Below are 17,661 nucleotides of genomic sequence, written 5' to 3'. Positions count from 1 at the left end.
TTTTTATACTTTCAAGACACCCCTACTTCATTTATTTATTAAAAAAATTTTCTGACTGTTTCAAAACAATGATCAGTCATAATTGCCTTTCCGTATTCCTCTAACAAATGGATCGTCGTATCAGCTTCTTCCGCACCTTCAGAAATAACACTTAAATAATTCTCTAGTTCTTCCATAGAGTATTCTTCATCGAATTCTACGTGCAGATAATACTTGCCGTCCATTTCGTATAATGAATTTTCGAAATTTGCTTCTTCTGGCATTCTATATGCTATGTCGATGATATCATCAAATTCATTTAGTACAAACGTATAGCCATCAACATATTCATCTGAGTCGATGAAAATTTCATCAAATTCATGTGATTTGATATCCATACCACTAAACGCATTTTCGAAAAACTTTCTCTTCTCTTCTAGACTTGATGGTAAATCAAGCAATCCATCTGAAGTGAATTTGGCAGAAGTAACAGTTAGCTCAAGTCCAGTTTCTTTTGCTACGACTTGAATCCATAATGGACCATCCATTTCAAAATCTATATCGTCAGTAATCTCTTCCATCATTACCCAGAAGAGTTCTTCGCCTTTATCTCGGTTATACCATATTTCATCTTTCGTGAAACCGCGTTCTTCAATGTCAAGATAAGAAATGAAGAGTTTTAGTGTATTCTCATTAATGCGTTCCATATCCATACTTACACAACTCCCTCCGGTCACTACTTCTAAAAAGATTTGTCTGCTAGCCAGATACTTGAAGGTGTACCACATAAACAGCGTCTCTTACTATTGTATGACGAGATGGCGAAAAATGAAAAGGATAAATCTCAAGAAATAACAATAGTATATGAAATATAATAGAGTTGTTTACGTTTACAAGTAAAACTTATCGAAACGTAACTCATTTTAAGAATAATACTATATTGTTATGAAGTTTGCCTCATATCGATCATCCTTATTGCCTTTTTAATAATGGTTAAAAAACAAAAAAGCTAAAACTCCAAATTTCTAATAAGCGGAGCTCTAGCTTAGCTTGTACATATAATCATTAACTTATGTGACTAGTTCACCATTTTTTGTGCTTCTTGTAATTGATAAGCACGAACTTTACGTGGTAAGAATCGACGAATCTCATCTTCGTTGTAACCAACTTGTAAACGTTTTTCATCTAAAATAATTGGGCGACGTAATAACCCAGGATTTTCTTGAATTAATTCATATAATCGTTGTAGTGGTAAAGATTCTAAATCCACTTTTAGTTTTTGGAATATTTTAGAGCGAGTAGAAATAATTTCATCTGTTCCATCCTCAGTCATTCGTAAAATTTCTTTAATTTCACTAATGCTAAGTGGTTCAGCAAAAATATTTCTTTCTTTATATGGAATTTCATGTTCTTCTAACCATGCTTTTGCTTTTCTACATGAAGTACAACTTGGTGATGTAAATAATGTTACCATCATATCAAACACACCCTTTCAAAATGTTAGTTAAATTATATAAACATTTAGCTATTTTTAAATTAGAATTACTCTAATAAAGAGGTCTAACATCATTATACAACAAATTTTATCATTTGAATATACACAAAAAAAGAAATTATTTCAATTGATTTATGTCTAATTATTCTACTACTTTAAGCTTTTTATTTAAAACGTGTAGAGTAATTCTCACTTACAATTTTAATATTACCAAAATTTATAGCTCTTAAACATCAAAAGAAAATAAAAATTTTCTCATTTAGCAACTTGAAATTGAAAATAATTTACGTTTTACTATATCTACGTATTATATTTCAAAAGGTTGCATTTTTTTATTTTTTTCTACACAAGCTTTTTCCAAAAAAATTAGCTTTTAGACAAATATTTTGAAATGAAGATTGCTTTATGTATCAAAAACAGGCAAATTTCATAGTATATTTAATAAAGTAGAAACTTGAAATTTAAATTGGGCTATATTATAATCTTCAACATAAATAATTAAAACGAAGACGAAGAGTAGTACTTGTAGTAAGTATGTGTAGAGAGTCTGTGGAAGGTGTGAACAGATCATACACTATGAGGAATGGACTTCTGAGTTAGCTTTATGAACCATCATGTAGTAGTGAAGCTCGGGCATCTCACGTTAAGAGATTGAGTGGTCGATTTTTCGACAAGCTTGGGTGGTACCGCGGATACAAAACATCATTCGTCCCTTTTGGGATGCATGATGTTTTTTTATTTTCTAAGGAGGAATTATTACATGAAAAGAATTTTCTCAGGTGTTCAACCAACAGGCGTTATTACATTAGGCAACTATATCGGTGCCTTCCGTCAATTTGTCGCTATGCAAGATGACTATGATTGCATCTTCAGTATTGTAGACCAACATGCTATCACTGTACAACAAGATAGTGATGAACTAAGCAAAAACATTCGTACCTTAGCAGCAACTTATCTTGCAGCTGGTATTGATCCTAATAAGTCAACATTATTTATCCAATCTGAAGTTCCAGCTCATGCACAAGCTGGATGGATGCTAACTTGTACATCTTACATTGGTGAACTAGAACGTATGACACAATTCAAAGATAAAGCTAATGGTAAAGATGCTGTATCAGCTGGGTTATTAACTTATCCACCTTTAATGGCAGGCGATATTTTACTTTATAACACAGATATTGTTCCAGTTGGCGAGGACCAAAAACAACATCTTGAAATTACACGTGATTTAGCAGAACGCTTCAACAAACGTTATGGAAAAACATTTAAAATTCCAGAAATTCAATTACCTAAAAACGGTGCTCGTATTAAATCATTACAAGACCCATTGAAAAAAATGAGTAAATCGGATGATAACAAAAAAGCAACGATTCGCGTTTTAGACTCTGCCAAAGATATTGAGAAAAAAGTGAAATCTGCCGTTACAGATTCTGAAGGTATTGTAAAATTCGATGTTGAAAACAAACCGGGTGTCTCTAACCTTTTAATAATTGAATCTTCTTTAACTGATGTTTCAATTGATAACTTAGTTGCAAAATATGAAGGGTTAGGTTATGGAGCATTTAAAGCTGGTGTTGCTGAAAGCATCATCAACCATTTAACACCAATTCAAGAAAGATACGAAGAATTAATCAATTCATCTGAACTAGATCACATTCTAGATATTGGCGCTGAAAAAGCAAATGCAATTGCTAGTGAAACAGTTTCTAAGATGGAGATTGCGATGGGCTTGGGAAGAAAAAGACGATAAGCATTCCAATACATGATACAACGAAGATTTTAAAATCGACAGTCTGTAAGATAAAAGTAAAAACGGTTGTCCATGTATACCCTAATGCTCGATAGTTTAAATACAAAATCATGTGCGTAGAAGTTATCACAATAAGACCATAACAAATTAGAAAAATTAATATTTTCATTAGCATAAATCCTTTACTATTTTTTACATTCTATGAGCAAAAGACTTTCTCTATTCATGAGAAAGTCTTTTTAGTAGATAGCTGCTAAATTTGGGCACTTTCCGCGGGCAAGCAAGACTATGTATGAACCTCACTGAATTACATCGCATATAAGAAATTCGAATTGCGGCTTGGCGTCCGCCCGCAGCTGAGATCAACGGGCTTATTTATCTATATTAATTGTAAAACAAAAACACAGAGCTTATTTGCCCTGTGTTTTTGTTTACTATTTTTGATAAGCATTTAAAAATCATTAAATGCTCTAGAATTTCTTGAATAACAATGAAGCATTATGACCACCAAAACCTAGTGAGTTGCTTAATGCATATGTGATTTCTTGTTTACGTGCTTCATTTGGAACGTAATCCAAATCACATTCTTCATCAGGTGTTTCTAAATTCATCGTTGGAGGCAAAATACTTTCTTTTAAAGCTAATACAGAGAAAATTGCTTCAATCCCTCCAGCTGCACCAAGTAAATGACCTGTCATTGATTTTGTTGAGCTAATAGCTAATTTATAAGCATGTTCTCCGAAGACTGTTTTCATTGCTTTTGTTTCATATAAATCATTGTATGGTGTACTTGTTCCGTGCGCATTAATATAATCGACGTTCTCTGGCGCTACCCCAGCATCATCAATTGCTTGTTTCATTGCACGGGCTGCACCTTCACCTTCTGGAGCTGGTGCTGTGATATGGAACGCATCACCTGTTGAACCATAACCTATTACTTCTGCATAGATTTTGGCACCACGTGCAACTGCATGATCATATTCTTCTAAAATCAAAATACCTGATCCTTCACCAATAACAAAACCATCACGATTTTTATCAAATGGACGTGATGCTGTTTGTGGATCTGGATTTAGTGTTAATGCTGTATTTGAGCAGAACCCTGCAACTGCCATATTCGTAATCGGTGCTTCAGCTCCACCAGCAATCATTACATCCGCATCGCCGCGTTCGATTACTTTAAAAGCATCACCGATTGAGTTTGTACCTGAAGCACATGCTGTTACAGTACATGAGTTAATCGCTTTTGCGCCAAAGTGAATAGATACTTGGCCAGCAGCCATATCCGGAATCATCATTGGTACAAAGAATGGGCTAACACGGCGTTGGCCTTTTTCAATGAAGTTCATAAATTGTTGTTCATATGTTTCCATCCCGCCAATTCCAGACCCGATCCAAACACCTGTGCGTAGACCTAGTTCAGGTGTAATTTCAAGGTTTGCATCTTCCACTGCCATAATTGAAGCAGCTAATGCAAATTGTGTGAAACGGTCCATTTTACGAGCATCTTTTCTAGGAACATATTTTTCTATATCGAAGTCTTTTACCTCTGCCGCAACTTTTGCAGGGAATTTTTCTTGATCTAATCTTGTTAAAGGACCTACTCCAACTTTACCTGCTTTAATATTTTCCCAAGTTGTTGAAATATCGTTTCCTAGTGGTGTTACTGCTCCAATACCAGTCACTACTACTCGCCGTTTTGTCATGATTTTATTCCTCACTTTTCCTTTGTGTTATTTTCCCCATTTGATTGCTACTGCACCCCAAGTTAAGCCACCGCCAAAACCTACTAAAACTAGTAAATTATCATCATGAATTTTACCGTTTTCTAATTCTTCTACTAATGCATTCCCAATAGAAGCGGCTGATGTATTACCATACTTTTTGATGGCTGTAGACATTTTCTCAGGTGGTAAGTCTAAACGTTGTCTTGCTGATTCCATAATACGAATATTTGCTTGGTGTGGAATTAAATAATCTACATCATTTTTAGTATATCCTGCTTTTTCAATCACATTTAATGCGGATTGACCCATTTGACGAACAGCAAATTTAAATACTTCACGGCCATTCATCGCAATATGATCATTTTCATTTTGATAAAGGAATTTACTACCAGTACCATCTGCTCCTAGCTCATATGATAATATCCCTCTACCTTCAGAAACTTTACCAACAACCGCAGCAGCTGCACCATCTCCAAATAGAACTGCTGTGTTACGATCTGACCAGTCGACTATTTTAGATAATTTTTCTACACCAACTACTAAAACATAATCATAAGCATTGTTTTCGATAAATTGTTTTGCTGTAATAAGTCCATAAATATAACCAGCACATGCAGCAGAGAGATCCATAGCTGCAGCGTTTGTTGCACCTAATCGTTCTTGAATCATACATGCAACACTTGGGAATGGTTGATCCGGTGTTACAGTTGCAACTAAAATTAATCCAACTTGCTCTGCTGTAATTCCTGCATTTTTAAGAGCATTTTCAGCTGCTTCAAATGCCATATCTGATGTATCTTGATCATCTTCTGCGATATGTCTTTCTTCTATTCCAGTACGTGTACGAATCCACTCATCGGAAGTATCCATCATTTTTTCAAGGTCAAAGTTTGTTACGACCTTTTCTGGAACGCATCTTCCTACTCCAATAATCCCAGCATTCATGAGGTAGCGCCTCTCTTCTTATTATCAATTATTAGTATCTGGTCTTAATTATAACGAATAAGTTTTTACTTTTCAACAATCCGTCATAACTTTGCCAATAATAAAAAAGAAGACGAAAAGTTTCTTTTAAATAAACGGCTATATATGATATTATAGAACAGGTAGAAAAGTCTGTTAGAGGTGAAACAAATGAGATATATTATGTTAGTTGTATGGTCTGCACTATTAGTTTCGACATTAAACTATGTAGTCAGCTCTATTAACAATGTACCATTAGATGGCCCAGCATTTACAAAAGGCTTATGGATGTCACTTGTATTTTCTGTATTAATCCTTGTAATTGATGCAGTTCTTCCAAAGGATTCACCTAAAGAAATCGGTCATCACGAATAATGAAGATCCTGCCCATTATAAAGGCAGGATTTTTTCTTATATAAAAGACCCATTTTAAACCATCACAATTTGGTGCTTTTCAGACTTCTTACTTTTACTAAAATATATCGATTTACAATTAACTTATTATTGTAATCCAACTAAAAAAGCCACAAAATACGATAATTCCTTTCGTACTTTGTGACTCTATTCATTAGTTATGCTTGTATGGTATTAAGCTTTTTCACTACGAATTGACGCTTTGTCACCATCCATATATACAATTACTTTATCCCCTGGTAATGTGTCACCTTTTAATAATTCCTGAGCGACAATCGTTTCGATATTACGTTGGATGAAACGACGTAAAGGACGAGCACCGAATGCTGGATCTACACCTTCTTTAGCAATCCATTGTAGAACATCTTCTTCAACCACTAGTTCAATTTCTTGTTCTGCTACACGTTGTTGTAAGTAGCCAATATATTTTTTAGCTATTTGATAAAAATGTTCATCAGTTAATGAATGGAACATCACAATGTCATCTAAACGATTCAATAATTCTGGTTTAAAATGTTGTTTTAATGCAGACATGACTAAATCTTCAACCGCATGTTTGCTTTCTTGATCTTTCATATCAAGTAAATAATTTGAGCCGATATTAGAAGTTAAAATAATCACCGCGTTCGTAAAGTTTACTGTACGTCCTTGACTATCTGTAATACGACCATCATCCAGAATTTGAAGTAAAATATTTGCAACATCTGGATGTGCTTTTTCAATTTCGTCTAATAAAATGACTGAATATGGATTACGACGGACAGCTTCTGTTAATTGACCACCTTCCTCATAACCGATATAGCCTGGAGGTGCTCCAACTAAACGAGATACACTATGTTTTTCCATGTATTCAGACATGTCGATTCTGATAAAGTGATCTTCAGAGTCAAATAATTGTGCAGCTAATGCTTTTGCTAACTCTGTTTTACCAACACCTGTAGGTCCTAAGAATAAGAATGATCCAATTGGTTTATTGGGATCTTGAATACCAGCTCTTGCACGCCATACAGCTTCTGTTACTAAACGAACTGCATCATCTTGACCTACTACACGTTCATGTAATGTGTCTTTCAAATGCAATAATTTTTCACGTTCACCTTCTACTAATTTTGTCACTGGAATGCCTGTCCATCTGGAAACGATTGAAGCGATTTCTTCTGATGTAACATCTTCACGTAAAAGACGAGCATCATTCGCTTCTTGCGAAGATTTTTCTAAACTTTGTAATTCTTTTTCTAGTTCTGGAATTTTACCATGACGTAAAACTGCAGCTTTGTTTAAATCATATTGATTTTCTGCTTCTTCCAATTCGCGACGATAGCGATTCAATGTTTCACGTTTTTCTTGAATTGTGTGCAATGAAGCTTTTTCGGATTCCCATTGATTTTTCATCGCTTTAGATGATTCTTTTAGTTTTTCTAATTCTTCACGTAATACAACTAGACGTTTTTTACTTGCTTCGTCTTTTTCCTTCACTAATGCTTGTTCTTCAATTTCAAGTTGCATTTGTCGACGTGTCACTTCATCGAGTTCTTGTGGCATGGAGTCGATTTCTGTACGAATCATGGCACAAGCTTCATCGATTAAATCGATTGCTTTATCTGGTAAGAAACGCTCTGTCAAATAACGATTTGAAAGTTCTGCCGCTGCAACAATTGCACGGTCATGAATTTTCACTGCGTGATGTAACTCAAAACTTTCCTTTAAACCACGTAATATTGAAATTGTATCTTCTACAGATGGTTCGCGTACTAATACTTGTTGGAAACGACGTTCTAATGCAGGATCTTTTTCGATATACATACGATATTCATCTAAAGTTGTGGCACCGATACAGTGAAGTTCACCACGAGCAAGCATTGGTTTTAACATATTACTTGCATCCATTGCACCATCTGTTTTACCAGCACCTACAATCGTATGAATTTCATCGATGAATAAAATAATGCGTCCTTCACTTTCTTTTACTTCTTTTAAGACACCTTTCAATCTTTCCTCAAATTGACCACGGTAGCTAGCACCTGCAATCAATGCACTCATATCTAATTCATAAATAAGATGATCTTTTAAACCTTCAGGGACATCCTTTTTGACAATACGTTGGGCTAGCCCCTCTACGATTGCTGTTTTACCTACCCCTGGTTCACCAATTAATACAGGATTGTTTTTTGTTTTACGAGATAGGATACGAATGACATTTCGGATTTCTTGATCACGACCAATCACAGGATCCATTTTACCTTTTTTAACTTCTTCCACCAAATTACGTCCAAATTGTTCCAATGGGCTTTTTTGTTCTTCATTGTTCATTTTCATTTGCATAAGATCCAACTCCTTTGTTTGACCTTTATTGACCTTTTGATTAATTACATTATAATTCTATTAGTTTTAATTGTAAAGAGAAATGTTTGACCTTTTTTGACTTTTGAAATCCCCCATTTTCATTCTAAAATCTAAAATAAATGTGACATTTCACATCATCTTATATAATTCTAAATTCCTATGTTATAATTGAGAAAACTAAGTGAAGGTTGTTGATGATATGGTAACTTTTTATGAGATTGAACCACTTCCAACTAAAATCCGTAAAATTTTCGAAGAAAATGGTTCTTTAATTAAAGTTTCAAAAGGCAGCCACTTATGCTTAGAAGGAGAACCAGTAAAGGACATTTTCTACGTTGTATCAGGAAAAGTCATTTTATCCAAAGAAACTGTCAGTGGAAAAGAATTGACACTTCGTATTTGTGATAGTAATGACTGTATCGGTGAAGGTATTATTTTTAGTAAAACAGGCTATTATCCGTTAAGTGCTAAAGCTTTAGAAATTTCGAATATTATTACACTTGATAAAAACTTATTCGAAATGTGCTTAAGTCAAGAGCCCGATATATTAATCGAGTGTATCAAATGGTTACAACTTCAAAATTTAAAAACACAATCCAAATTGCGTGATTTACTTTTGTATGGTAAAAAAGGTGCTCTCTATTCCACTATTATTCGATTAACAAATACTTATGGTATATTACAAGAAAACGGAGATATTGTAATCGATTATCCTTTAACGAATTCTGATTTTGCAAATCTATGCGCTACAAGCCGTGAAGTAATTAATCGAATGCTGAATGAATTAAAAAAGTCAAAGGTATTATCCTTTGAAAAGAGTATTATTACAGTCCATAATGTGAACTATTTAAAAGATGAATGCGAATGTGAAAATTGCCCAGTTAGTGTTTGTCGTATTGATTAATAGTCATCATATATATACCCAACTATAAAATAACTATACAAAAAGCTTGGTACGCTGTTTAATAATGCGCCAAGCTTTTTGTTTTTATGTGAGTAAGTCTTCGATCTATTTAACGCATCTGTTTTGTTGGCTAAATAAAACAAAAAAATCAGTGAAAGCTAGAGAGCTCCACTGATTGAATTTTTATATTATCGAATACCTAATGCCATTTTCGCATAACGAGACATCATATCTTTAGACCAAGGTGGATTCCACACAACATTTACATCGACATCTTTTACTTCTGGAATATCGAATAATGCTGTACGAATTTGATCTACAATAACTGGACCTAATGGACATCCCATTGAAGTAAGTGTCATCGTAACAATACAAGTACCTTCTTCAGATAAATCTATATCATATACTAAACCAAGATTTACAATATCTATTCCTAGTTCAGGGTCAATAACATTTTCTAAGGCACCTAGAATATTTTCTTTTAAATCTGCATCCATGGTGTTTCCCCTTTCTGTACAGTGTTAACTTCATCATAACATTACTATTTGATTATGCCAAATGGTCTGCAAGCCACTGTGTTCCGGCTAACATTGCTGGACGAGATACTTTATGTCCAGCCGTTTTATCAACGATGAAACTTATATTCTCAGGATGCTCTGCATAATCTTGTTGAATACTTTCATAAAATGCATAAGTAGGAGCAAATGGAACCATGTGATCTTTTTTACCATGCCAGAATAATACAGGTCTTCCTGCCATTGTTTCCGGATGCTTACTCATATCAAAATAACTTAATGTTGTTAGCATTTTATCTAATTCAACATCAGTTAGAGGGATTTTAAACCCTTTTTCTTGGATTTCAGCCAATTGCCCTTTTGCCAATTCAACATATGCAGGAGCACCCATCATGACAGCTGAAGTTTTAATCCAAGGATATACCTTTAAGCACCCCATTGTAGTTATAGCACCCATTGAAGTCCCTGACACCCCAATTCTATCTGTTGCAAGTAATCCTTTTTCTTTCAATTTCTCATATAAAAAGTTGACTTCTTCAATCGAAGTAAGGACAACTTCCCAAAAACGTAAACTTAGTTGAATCGAATCTAGACTTTCTTCACGATCGCCATGTAAAAGTGCATCTGGCATTAAAACCCGTACACCTTTGTTCACTAGTTGATACGCATAATGTAGGTTATGCTCTTTTGCACTTTGAAATCCATGCAAAAAGATGACTACTGGCGATTCAGCACTGACAGTTTCTTCATTATATATATGAAGTAAAGGGATATTGCCCCAAGTTTCATGATCCACTTTCATTAAATTCACTCCCTAATTTCTATATTGCAATGTTATCAAAAAATAGGAACTGTTACAAAGCTTTGACTAAAAGCTTATAGAAAGGATAAACTTTATATATATTTTCCTTTAGTCACAATATTTTCACATGTATGGCTATAATAATCATAATAATCGTAAATACACATTAAAGGAAGAAACGAAGGGAGTGTTACGAATGGTACAACCCCATTTGATTGTTTTAGATTTAGATGGTACTCTATTAACCGATGAAAAAGTGATTTCAGATAAAACAAAGCGCACACTATTAAAGGCGAAAGAAGCAGGTCATGAAGTGATGATTGCTACGGGTAGACCTTATCGTGCAAGTAAAATATATTATCATGAACTAGGCTTACATACGCCGATTGTAAATTTTAATGGTGCTTTCGTACACCATCCACTAAATCAGCATTGGCATACTATACACAGTCCTATCAATTTAAAAATTGTACAAGAAGTTGTTGAATCCTTAAATCGTGATCAGTTTGAAAACTTGATTGCAGAGGTAATGGACGATGTATATGTACAATACCATGATGAAAAATTACTCAACATTTTTAGTATGGGAGATCCAAAAGTTACAACCGGGGATCTAAAAAACTATTTAAAAGATAATCCAACTAGCTTATTAATCCAATCAAATGAAAAAAGTGTCCCTATAATCCGTAAATATTTAGCAGATACAAAAGCTGAATTGATTGATCATAGACGTTGGGGGGATCCTTTCCCAGTTATCGAAATCGTGAGACATGGTATGAACAAAGCCGTTGGAATTTCGCATGTTGCAAAGGATTTAAGTATTCCTCGTGACCGTATCATTGCATTTGGCGATGAAGATAACGATTTAGAAATGATTGATTATGCAGGTGTCGGTGTAGCAATGGGTAACGGTATCGGCCAGTTAAAAAATATTGCTAATGAAATTACCAAATCAAATAATGAGGATGGAATCGCAGAAATCCTAATAGATCGTCTTCAATTATAGAAAAAATATAGGGGGGTTCAAAAATGAGAATATACGCAGATAGCGCTTGTGATTTACCAAAATCTTTTTACGAACAAAACAATGTCAAAATAATCCCACTACGCGTTCAACTCAAAGGTCAAGAATATGATGATGTAATTGGTGTCGATTTACAAGATGTATATGGTGCCATCCGTCAAGGCGAACTATTAAAAACATCACAAGCATCACCTGAGCGCTTCTTAGAAGAATTCAGCTTACTTGGTCAATCTAAAGAAGAAGGCATTTACATTGCCTTCTCATCTCAACTTTCAGGTACCTATAGCACTGCCGTAATGATGGCAGAACAAGTGAAAGAACAATATCCTAATTTAAAACTAACAATTATTGATTCAAAATGTGCATCACTTGGTTATGGTCTACTAGTAAAAGAAGCCGTTCGACTACGCGAAGAAGGTTGTACTACTGATGAAGTTGTAGATAAAATCCGCTTCAATGCGCAACATATGGAACATCTATTTACTGTAGAAGATTTAGATTATCTTGCAAAAGGTGGTCGTTTATCTAAAGCAAGTGCCTTTATAGGTGGACTTTTAAGTATAAAACCTGTCCTTGATGTTGAAGATGGGAAACTTATTCCAATCGAAAAATACCGTGGTCGCAAGAAAGTATTTAAACGTATTATCGAATTAATGGAAGAACGTGGCGAATCTCTTTCTGATCAAGTTATTGCCATAACTCATAGTGATGACCTAGTAGCAGCTGAAGAGATGAAGGCTTTAATTATTGAAAACTTTCATCCAAAAGCAGTGGAAATCCATTTAATCGGTTCTGTTATTGCTGCACACACTGGTACAGGAACAATTGCCATTTTCTTCTTAAGCAAACTACCAAAAGATTAATTGTTTCTATTCACCACTATTTTTTAAACCTAGACTAATAGATTATTTTTTAAGAAGCCCCTGATTCCATTTGAAATCAGGGGCTTCTTACGATTATTCTTTTTTATGTTTGCGTCCTCTACGTAATAACGCAACGATAAATCCGATGAAAATCACATAGACAAGACCTAATGCAATCATATAAGGCACATTGATACCTTTATTGTCTGTAACTTGGTAAAGTTCTACAACTTCACGCTCTAAAACTAAGTTATATTTGCCATTATCATTTTGACGGACAATATCACTTTCAAACATACCATGAAGTTCTTTATTTTCCCCAATGATTGATGGATCTAATTTATATCTTTGTGTTTTATCTGTATTGTTGACCATTACAATCCATTTTTCATCATCAGAATAGCGTTCATAAACCATTAAGCCATTTTTATTTTCTAGTAATTTATATTTACCTGTTCGGAGTGTTTCTGATTTGTTTCGGATTGATTGAAGATTACCAATATAGGAAATGATGTCTTCTTTTGTACGGAAGTCCAATGCTGCATGCGTTTCAGGGGCTTTCACACCATTTTGAGCAATTTCAGTACCATAAGTAACAATTGGAACACCAGGCATTGTCATTAAAGCAGCTAGAGCTACTTTAATACGTGTTGGCGGGAACATATTTTCCTCAGCTGATGCATGAGTAAATCGAGCACTATTCAAATCATCAATCATTAAGGCAGCCGGCTTGTCTGTTTCACCATTCGCATATGCTTTATAGGGTTCTTCTACTTTAGATGAATCTTCGTCTACATTTTTGAAGATGGATTGATACGTATCAATTGTTTTAGGGTTATACTCTAAGTCAAAGTCAGCATCGCTTTCTTCATTGGAAATAACAAATAGATTTTTATTTTGTTGCTTTAATGCAGTTATTATTTTATTGATGAATGCTGTATCTGCATTACCCAAATGAGTCAATCGAATGCCATCAACTTCGTACTTCCCAACAAAATCTACAACTGCTTTAATTAATGCTTGTTGCACGTCTGGGTTTTCTGTCTTCCAGTTGATACGATCGCCATTTGCAGTTGTATACCAATCTTTGTGATCTCCTTCTAATGCCCATACATTGTCTTTGCTGACATTATTAATTGGGAAATCAACCATTGCTTTCATGTTATTTTTATGCAAGTCGTTTAATAGTGACTTAAATTCTTTGCTTGTACCAAATTGTCGTTCAATCTTGCTATAATCTACTACTGCACTTCCATCATATGTTTCGGATGAAAAGACGGAACCCATTGAAATCAATGTAAAGTCCAAATCCTGAAGATGATTGATTTTCGTAGCTATACCAGCAAAATCACCACCATGGAATGCTTTCGGATCCTTTGCATTAATATTGTAATCGTTTTCTACACTCTTATCGAAAAAACGATCAACTAATACGTCGTATATACTTTCATCTTTAATTTGATGTGTTTCTCCTTCAGCATGTGCAATCGTCGTTGTACCAATTGTTGAAGCTAGCAACGCCGAAGCTACAGCTGTACTTATCCATTTTGCAACGTTCACTTTTGAAGTCCTCCTCTGCAGAACTGTCCAAAGTAATTTTAACAAACCATTTCAAAACTCTCCATGCTTTCATCCAAAAAGCCCATAAAATAGTGAAAAATTCGACAAAAGTGTGAAAACTAAATGATTTAAGAATCTTTCTATTATTTAAATACAAAGTGAAATGAATCAATTTCATAAATCCATTTTTGTTTTTTAAATACGAACATTTCAACACATTGACTTTTCACTCTTCAGATTTGGATGTTCCGCTACAGACGGCGCTTTCCACGGGCTTGGCTTCAATCTCCTCGGGCAAACACGATGTTGGTCACGAAGCCGTTGCCACAGGACGTGGCGTTTTTAGGCTCTGTTCCTTAAAAGATGTGCTCCTGCATCGCTTCGCTAGCTTCGTCGCAAGAAATTCTTTTTAACAAAAGAATTTCTTCCTGCGGGGCTTTCAGCTCAAGCTTTTCCCTTAGGACTCTGAATAAACCTCACTGAATGAGCTTCGCACGAAGGAAATGCGAATGCATTTTCGAGGACTCGTCGTCTGCAGCGAAGCAATGAATAGAATTAGATCATTAAATGTTCGTATTCTTTTATATGAATTTTGCATTATAAAATTGATTCAAGTAAAAATGCATAAAAAAACACACCCCAACATCATTTGTCAGGATGTGCCAATTCAAAAGAATCTTATTCTACCAAAATTTTAAACCTAATGGTAAGTGGAAGCCCATATAAATAGTAAAGGCTAAGAAAATCAAAAATAGAACCCATAGAGTACCAGTAGATTTGCTTTTTTCTTTACGTACTAATACGATTTCCATCATGATGATTACTAGAAGTCCACCTAGTAATTTTAGACCATATTGCATAGCCATTGCGCCAGCCATTTGTGTACTGAAAATTATTGCACCAGAGATGAGGATTAAAATGTAAAATACTCGTAAAATCATATGTGTTACTTTTTGTCCTTTAGAACCAGCTTGCATTGTTGCTGATACAAAGAATAAAATAATTGCGATTATAATCGCAGTTAAATGCATGTGTATCATTCAAAATCCACCACTTTCTATTTAATTATCACATTTATACTATCAAATCAGTAAGAACTAAACAAATATAACAGACCGATGGAAAACTACTTCCATCGGTCTGTGTCAAATTAGTGAATAACTTAACTAATTTTTACTCGAATCGGTTTACTAATGTTCCGATACCTTCAATTGAAACTTTTACTACGTCGCCCGTCTTAAGGAATTGTGGAGGATTCATACCTTTTCCAACACCAGCTGGAGTTCCTGTTAAGATAACATCTCCTGGTTCTAAAGTTACTAATCTAGAGATTTCAACGATTAGGTCTTCTACTGAGTGCATCATATCGGTAGTTGAACCATTTTGACGAACTTCATCATTTACTTTCGTCACAACTGTTAAATTTTGTGGATTAGGTATTTCATCTTTCGTTACTAAGTATGGTCCCATTGGGCAAGCACCATCTAAGCTTTTACCTAAGAAAAACTGTTTATGTTTTGTTTGTAAATCACGTGCAGTAATATCGTTTGCAATTGTGTAACCAAAAACATAATCATAGGCTAAATTTTTCGGAATGTTCTTCCCTTTTTTAGCAATGACTATAGCCAATTCACCTTCATAATCTAATTGTGAAGTTACATCTGCATGCACGGATAGTGTTTGTTTATCTGCTGCAATTGATGTTGGTGCTTTCGTAAAGACCATGATATCTTCAGGCGCTTGATCGGAGCCCATTTCTTTTGCATGCTCATCATAGTTTTTACCGATACAAATAATATTTTTGGTTGTACGAGGAATTGGTGCTAACCACTCAATTTCACTGAAATCATGTTTGAACTGAGATGGATTCTCTGATTGTTGAGCTGCTCTTACAAGTTTACGAGTTTGCTCTACAAATTCATAACCATATGTCATACCTTCTACTATGGTTGTTGCATAAGAAGGGAGTACTTGAAGCGCTTCTTGAATTGCTAATACATCCCAAACAGCTTCTTCTTTTTTTACTTTTGGACCAAAACTTAAAACATCGTTATAACGAAAAGATAAGATTTTCATGAAAATTAGCACTCCTTCTTTTTTTACCATGATACATCATTTAGTGATTTATTTCCTCTTTTTTCAGCACAGTTTTTCCATAAGTTATTCTCTTCCAAACTGCTTCAATCGGTCCTTGCTTAAATTGCATGAACCAAATCGTTGCAAAGACGAGTTGTATCACGTAAATGCCGACAGCTAACCAAGTTGCTGTATCTACTCCAATTTTACCATAAAGTCCTAAACCATAATGGTAAAAGATGAACGTACCGATAACTGATTGCATGAGATAAATCGTCATCGACATCCTACCAGCTTTTGCAATCGGTGATAATACTTTTGTTGCGTAAGGAATACAACAAACTAAGACAATTAAGCTTGCATAACCTAGCGCCAAAATTGGACCACCAAAATAAGTTTGAATATAATCTAAAAAGACATTACGGTGCAAAGTATATGTCAATGATTTTAAAGAAATACCCAGCGGAATCATAATAATCATTAAGATGCCCCATAAAACCATTTTACTTTTTGCCTTTTCTATCAACTGCCATTTTGAAGCAGCTGCCCCAATTAACATATAGGGTAAAATTGTAAATAAGGCCATACCCCACATATACGGAGAGAATTGTACGGACAAATCTGTTAATCGTTGTGTAAATGCATCAGTCCAGGATCCTGCGCCATATGCTTTTAATGCTCCTTGTACACCTTCAATATCGATAAACTGAGATATATCACTACTTGAAGGATCAACTAGAGTGGAAAATCCTGTTAGCAATGCCATCAAACCATTAATACCCGTGTAGAAGATTAAACCAATTGCTAATAAAAAACCTGGTCTTAACCGAATTAAAGCAATTACTACAAAACCGCAAAAAGCATACGTCATCAAAATATCTCCCCACCATATGAAAAATGCATGAAAAATACCAATGACGAAAAGAACGATCAAACGCTTAATACCAATTTTATAAAATGATTCACCTAAACGAGATGCTTTTGAATATTGCATGGCAAGTCCATAACCAAATAGCATTGAAAAAAGTGGATAAAAACTCCCCTGTACAAAAATATCTAGCCATTTTTGAAATTCCTTATCCGCAGGCACTGTAAACCACGTCTTCAAATCAATATGTGGCAATGGTGTGCTAAATGCGAACATATTAACTAGTAAAATACCTAGCAAACTGACACCACGAAGTATGTCCAAAGTATCTATTCGCTGTTTACTAGTTGTTGGTGTACTATTCACTTTTAACTTTCC

16 protein-coding genes and 1 other annotated feature are annotated in these 17,661 nt (G+C 34.7%); of the genes, 5 read left to right on the top strand and 11 right to left on the bottom strand.

The features are described from left to right. Window positions 1-38 precede the first annotated feature (38 nt). Together mecA and spxA are read right to left on the bottom strand one after the other, a co-directional pair. On the bottom strand, window positions 39-692 hold the full coding sequence (mecA, locus tag Q8X41_RS16280) for an adaptor protein MecA (protein ID WP_397537289.1): 654 nt from the start codon (window positions 690-692) through the stop codon (window positions 39-41). A 365-nt stretch (window positions 693-1,057) separates the two neighbouring features. Continuing rightward, a complete protein-coding gene (gene spxA / locus Q8X41_RS16275; protein WP_397540291.1) occupies window positions 1,058-1,453 on the bottom strand; it encodes a transcriptional regulator SpxA in 396 nt (131 codons plus the stop codon). Between the two features lie 518 nt (window positions 1,454-1,971). After that, window positions 1,972-2,191: a binding site (T-box leader), on the top strand. Window positions 2,192-2,234: 43 nt separating this feature from the next. Between spxA and trpS the strand changes: the two genes are divergently transcribed. Beyond that, on the top strand, window positions 2,235-3,224 hold the full coding sequence (trpS, locus tag Q8X41_RS16270) for a tryptophan--tRNA ligase (protein ID WP_397537288.1): 990 nt from the start codon (window positions 2,235-2,237) through the stop codon (window positions 3,222-3,224). 470 nt (window positions 3,225-3,694) lie between these two features. Here trpS and fabF read toward each other — a convergent pair whose 3' ends face one another. Continuing rightward, on the bottom strand, window positions 3,695-4,930 hold the full coding sequence (gene fabF / locus Q8X41_RS16265; protein WP_397537287.1) for a beta-ketoacyl-ACP synthase II: 1,236 nt from the start codon (window positions 4,928-4,930) through the stop codon (window positions 3,695-3,697). A 27-nt stretch (window positions 4,931-4,957) separates the two neighbouring features. Beyond that, the gene (locus Q8X41_RS16260) at window positions 4,958-5,896 is read right to left on the bottom strand and encodes a beta-ketoacyl-ACP synthase III (RefSeq protein ID WP_397537286.1); all 939 of its coding nucleotides are present in this window, start codon (window positions 5,894-5,896) and stop codon (window positions 4,958-4,960) included. Between the two features lie 189 nt (window positions 5,897-6,085). Between Q8X41_RS16260 and Q8X41_RS16255 the strand changes: the two genes are divergently transcribed. Beyond that, entirely contained in the window at window positions 6,086-6,289 is a 204-nt protein-coding gene (locus Q8X41_RS16255) for a YjzD family protein (RefSeq protein ID WP_397537285.1), read from the top strand. 213 nt (window positions 6,290-6,502) lie between these two features. On the opposite strand, the gene Q8X41_RS16250 is transcribed toward Q8X41_RS16255, so the two are convergent. Beyond that, complete coding sequence (locus Q8X41_RS16250; RefSeq protein WP_397537284.1) at window positions 6,503-8,650, bottom strand: ATP-dependent Clp protease ATP-binding subunit; 2,148 nt, start codon at window positions 8,648-8,650, stop codon at window positions 6,503-6,505. Between the two features lie 202 nt (window positions 8,651-8,852). On the opposite strand from Q8X41_RS16250, the gene Q8X41_RS16245 reads away from it, so the two are divergent. Further along, window positions 8,853-9,575 (top strand): Crp/Fnr family transcriptional regulator, encoded by a 723-nt coding sequence (locus Q8X41_RS16245; protein ID WP_397537283.1) that lies wholly within the window; start codon window positions 8,853-8,855, stop codon window positions 9,573-9,575. A gap of 188 nt (window positions 9,576-9,763) precedes the next feature. On the opposite strand, the gene Q8X41_RS16240 is transcribed toward Q8X41_RS16245, so the two are convergent. Then, complete coding sequence (locus tag Q8X41_RS16240) at window positions 9,764-10,072, bottom strand: metal-sulfur cluster assembly factor (RefSeq protein WP_397537282.1); 309 nt, start codon at window positions 10,070-10,072, stop codon at window positions 9,764-9,766. A 52-nt stretch (window positions 10,073-10,124) separates the two neighbouring features. Further along, window positions 10,125-10,892 (bottom strand): prolyl oligopeptidase family serine peptidase, encoded by a 768-nt coding sequence (locus Q8X41_RS16235; RefSeq protein WP_397537281.1) that lies wholly within the window; start codon window positions 10,890-10,892, stop codon window positions 10,125-10,127. A gap of 196 nt (window positions 10,893-11,088) precedes the next feature. Here Q8X41_RS16235 and Q8X41_RS16230 point away from each other — a divergent pair, with 196 nt between their 5' ends. Then, on the top strand, window positions 11,089-11,898 hold the full coding sequence (locus Q8X41_RS16230) for a Cof-type HAD-IIB family hydrolase (protein ID WP_397537280.1): 810 nt from the start codon (window positions 11,089-11,091) through the stop codon (window positions 11,896-11,898). A gap of 23 nt (window positions 11,899-11,921) precedes the next feature. Then, entirely contained in the window at window positions 11,922-12,779 is an 858-nt protein-coding gene (locus tag Q8X41_RS16225) for a DegV family protein (protein ID WP_397537279.1), read from the top strand. 93 nt (window positions 12,780-12,872) lie between these two features. Here the strand turns inward: Q8X41_RS16225 and Q8X41_RS16220 are convergent, their stop codons facing one another. The 4 genes from Q8X41_RS16220 to Q8X41_RS16205 form a co-directional block, all read right to left on the bottom strand. Further along, window positions 12,873-14,339, bottom strand: a complete 1,467-nt coding sequence (locus Q8X41_RS16220; protein ID WP_397537278.1) for an alpha-amylase family glycosyl hydrolase — start codon at window positions 14,337-14,339, stop codon at window positions 12,873-12,875. Window positions 14,340-15,022: 683 nt separating this feature from the next. Beyond that, the gene (locus tag Q8X41_RS16215; RefSeq protein WP_397537277.1) at window positions 15,023-15,379 is read right to left on the bottom strand and encodes a DUF1516 family protein; all 357 of its coding nucleotides are present in this window, start codon (window positions 15,377-15,379) and stop codon (window positions 15,023-15,025) included. A gap of 133 nt (window positions 15,380-15,512) precedes the next feature. Next, window positions 15,513-16,415, bottom strand: a complete 903-nt coding sequence (locus tag Q8X41_RS16210) for a fumarylacetoacetate hydrolase family protein (RefSeq protein ID WP_397537276.1) — start codon at window positions 16,413-16,415, stop codon at window positions 15,513-15,515. A gap of 40 nt (window positions 16,416-16,455) precedes the next feature. Beyond that, a complete protein-coding gene (locus Q8X41_RS16205) occupies window positions 16,456-17,649 on the bottom strand; it encodes a DUF418 domain-containing protein (protein WP_397537275.1) in 1,194 nt (397 codons plus the stop codon). Window positions 17,650-17,661 lie beyond the last annotated feature (12 nt).

The sequence above is a fragment of the Rummeliibacillus pycnus genome (assembly GCF_044359855.1).
Taxonomy (GTDB): Bacteria; Bacillota; Bacilli; order Bacillales_A; family Planococcaceae; genus Rummeliibacillus; species Rummeliibacillus pycnus_A.
Note: the sequence above shows the minus strand (reverse complement) of the source record. Positions and strands in the feature narration are given on the sequence as shown.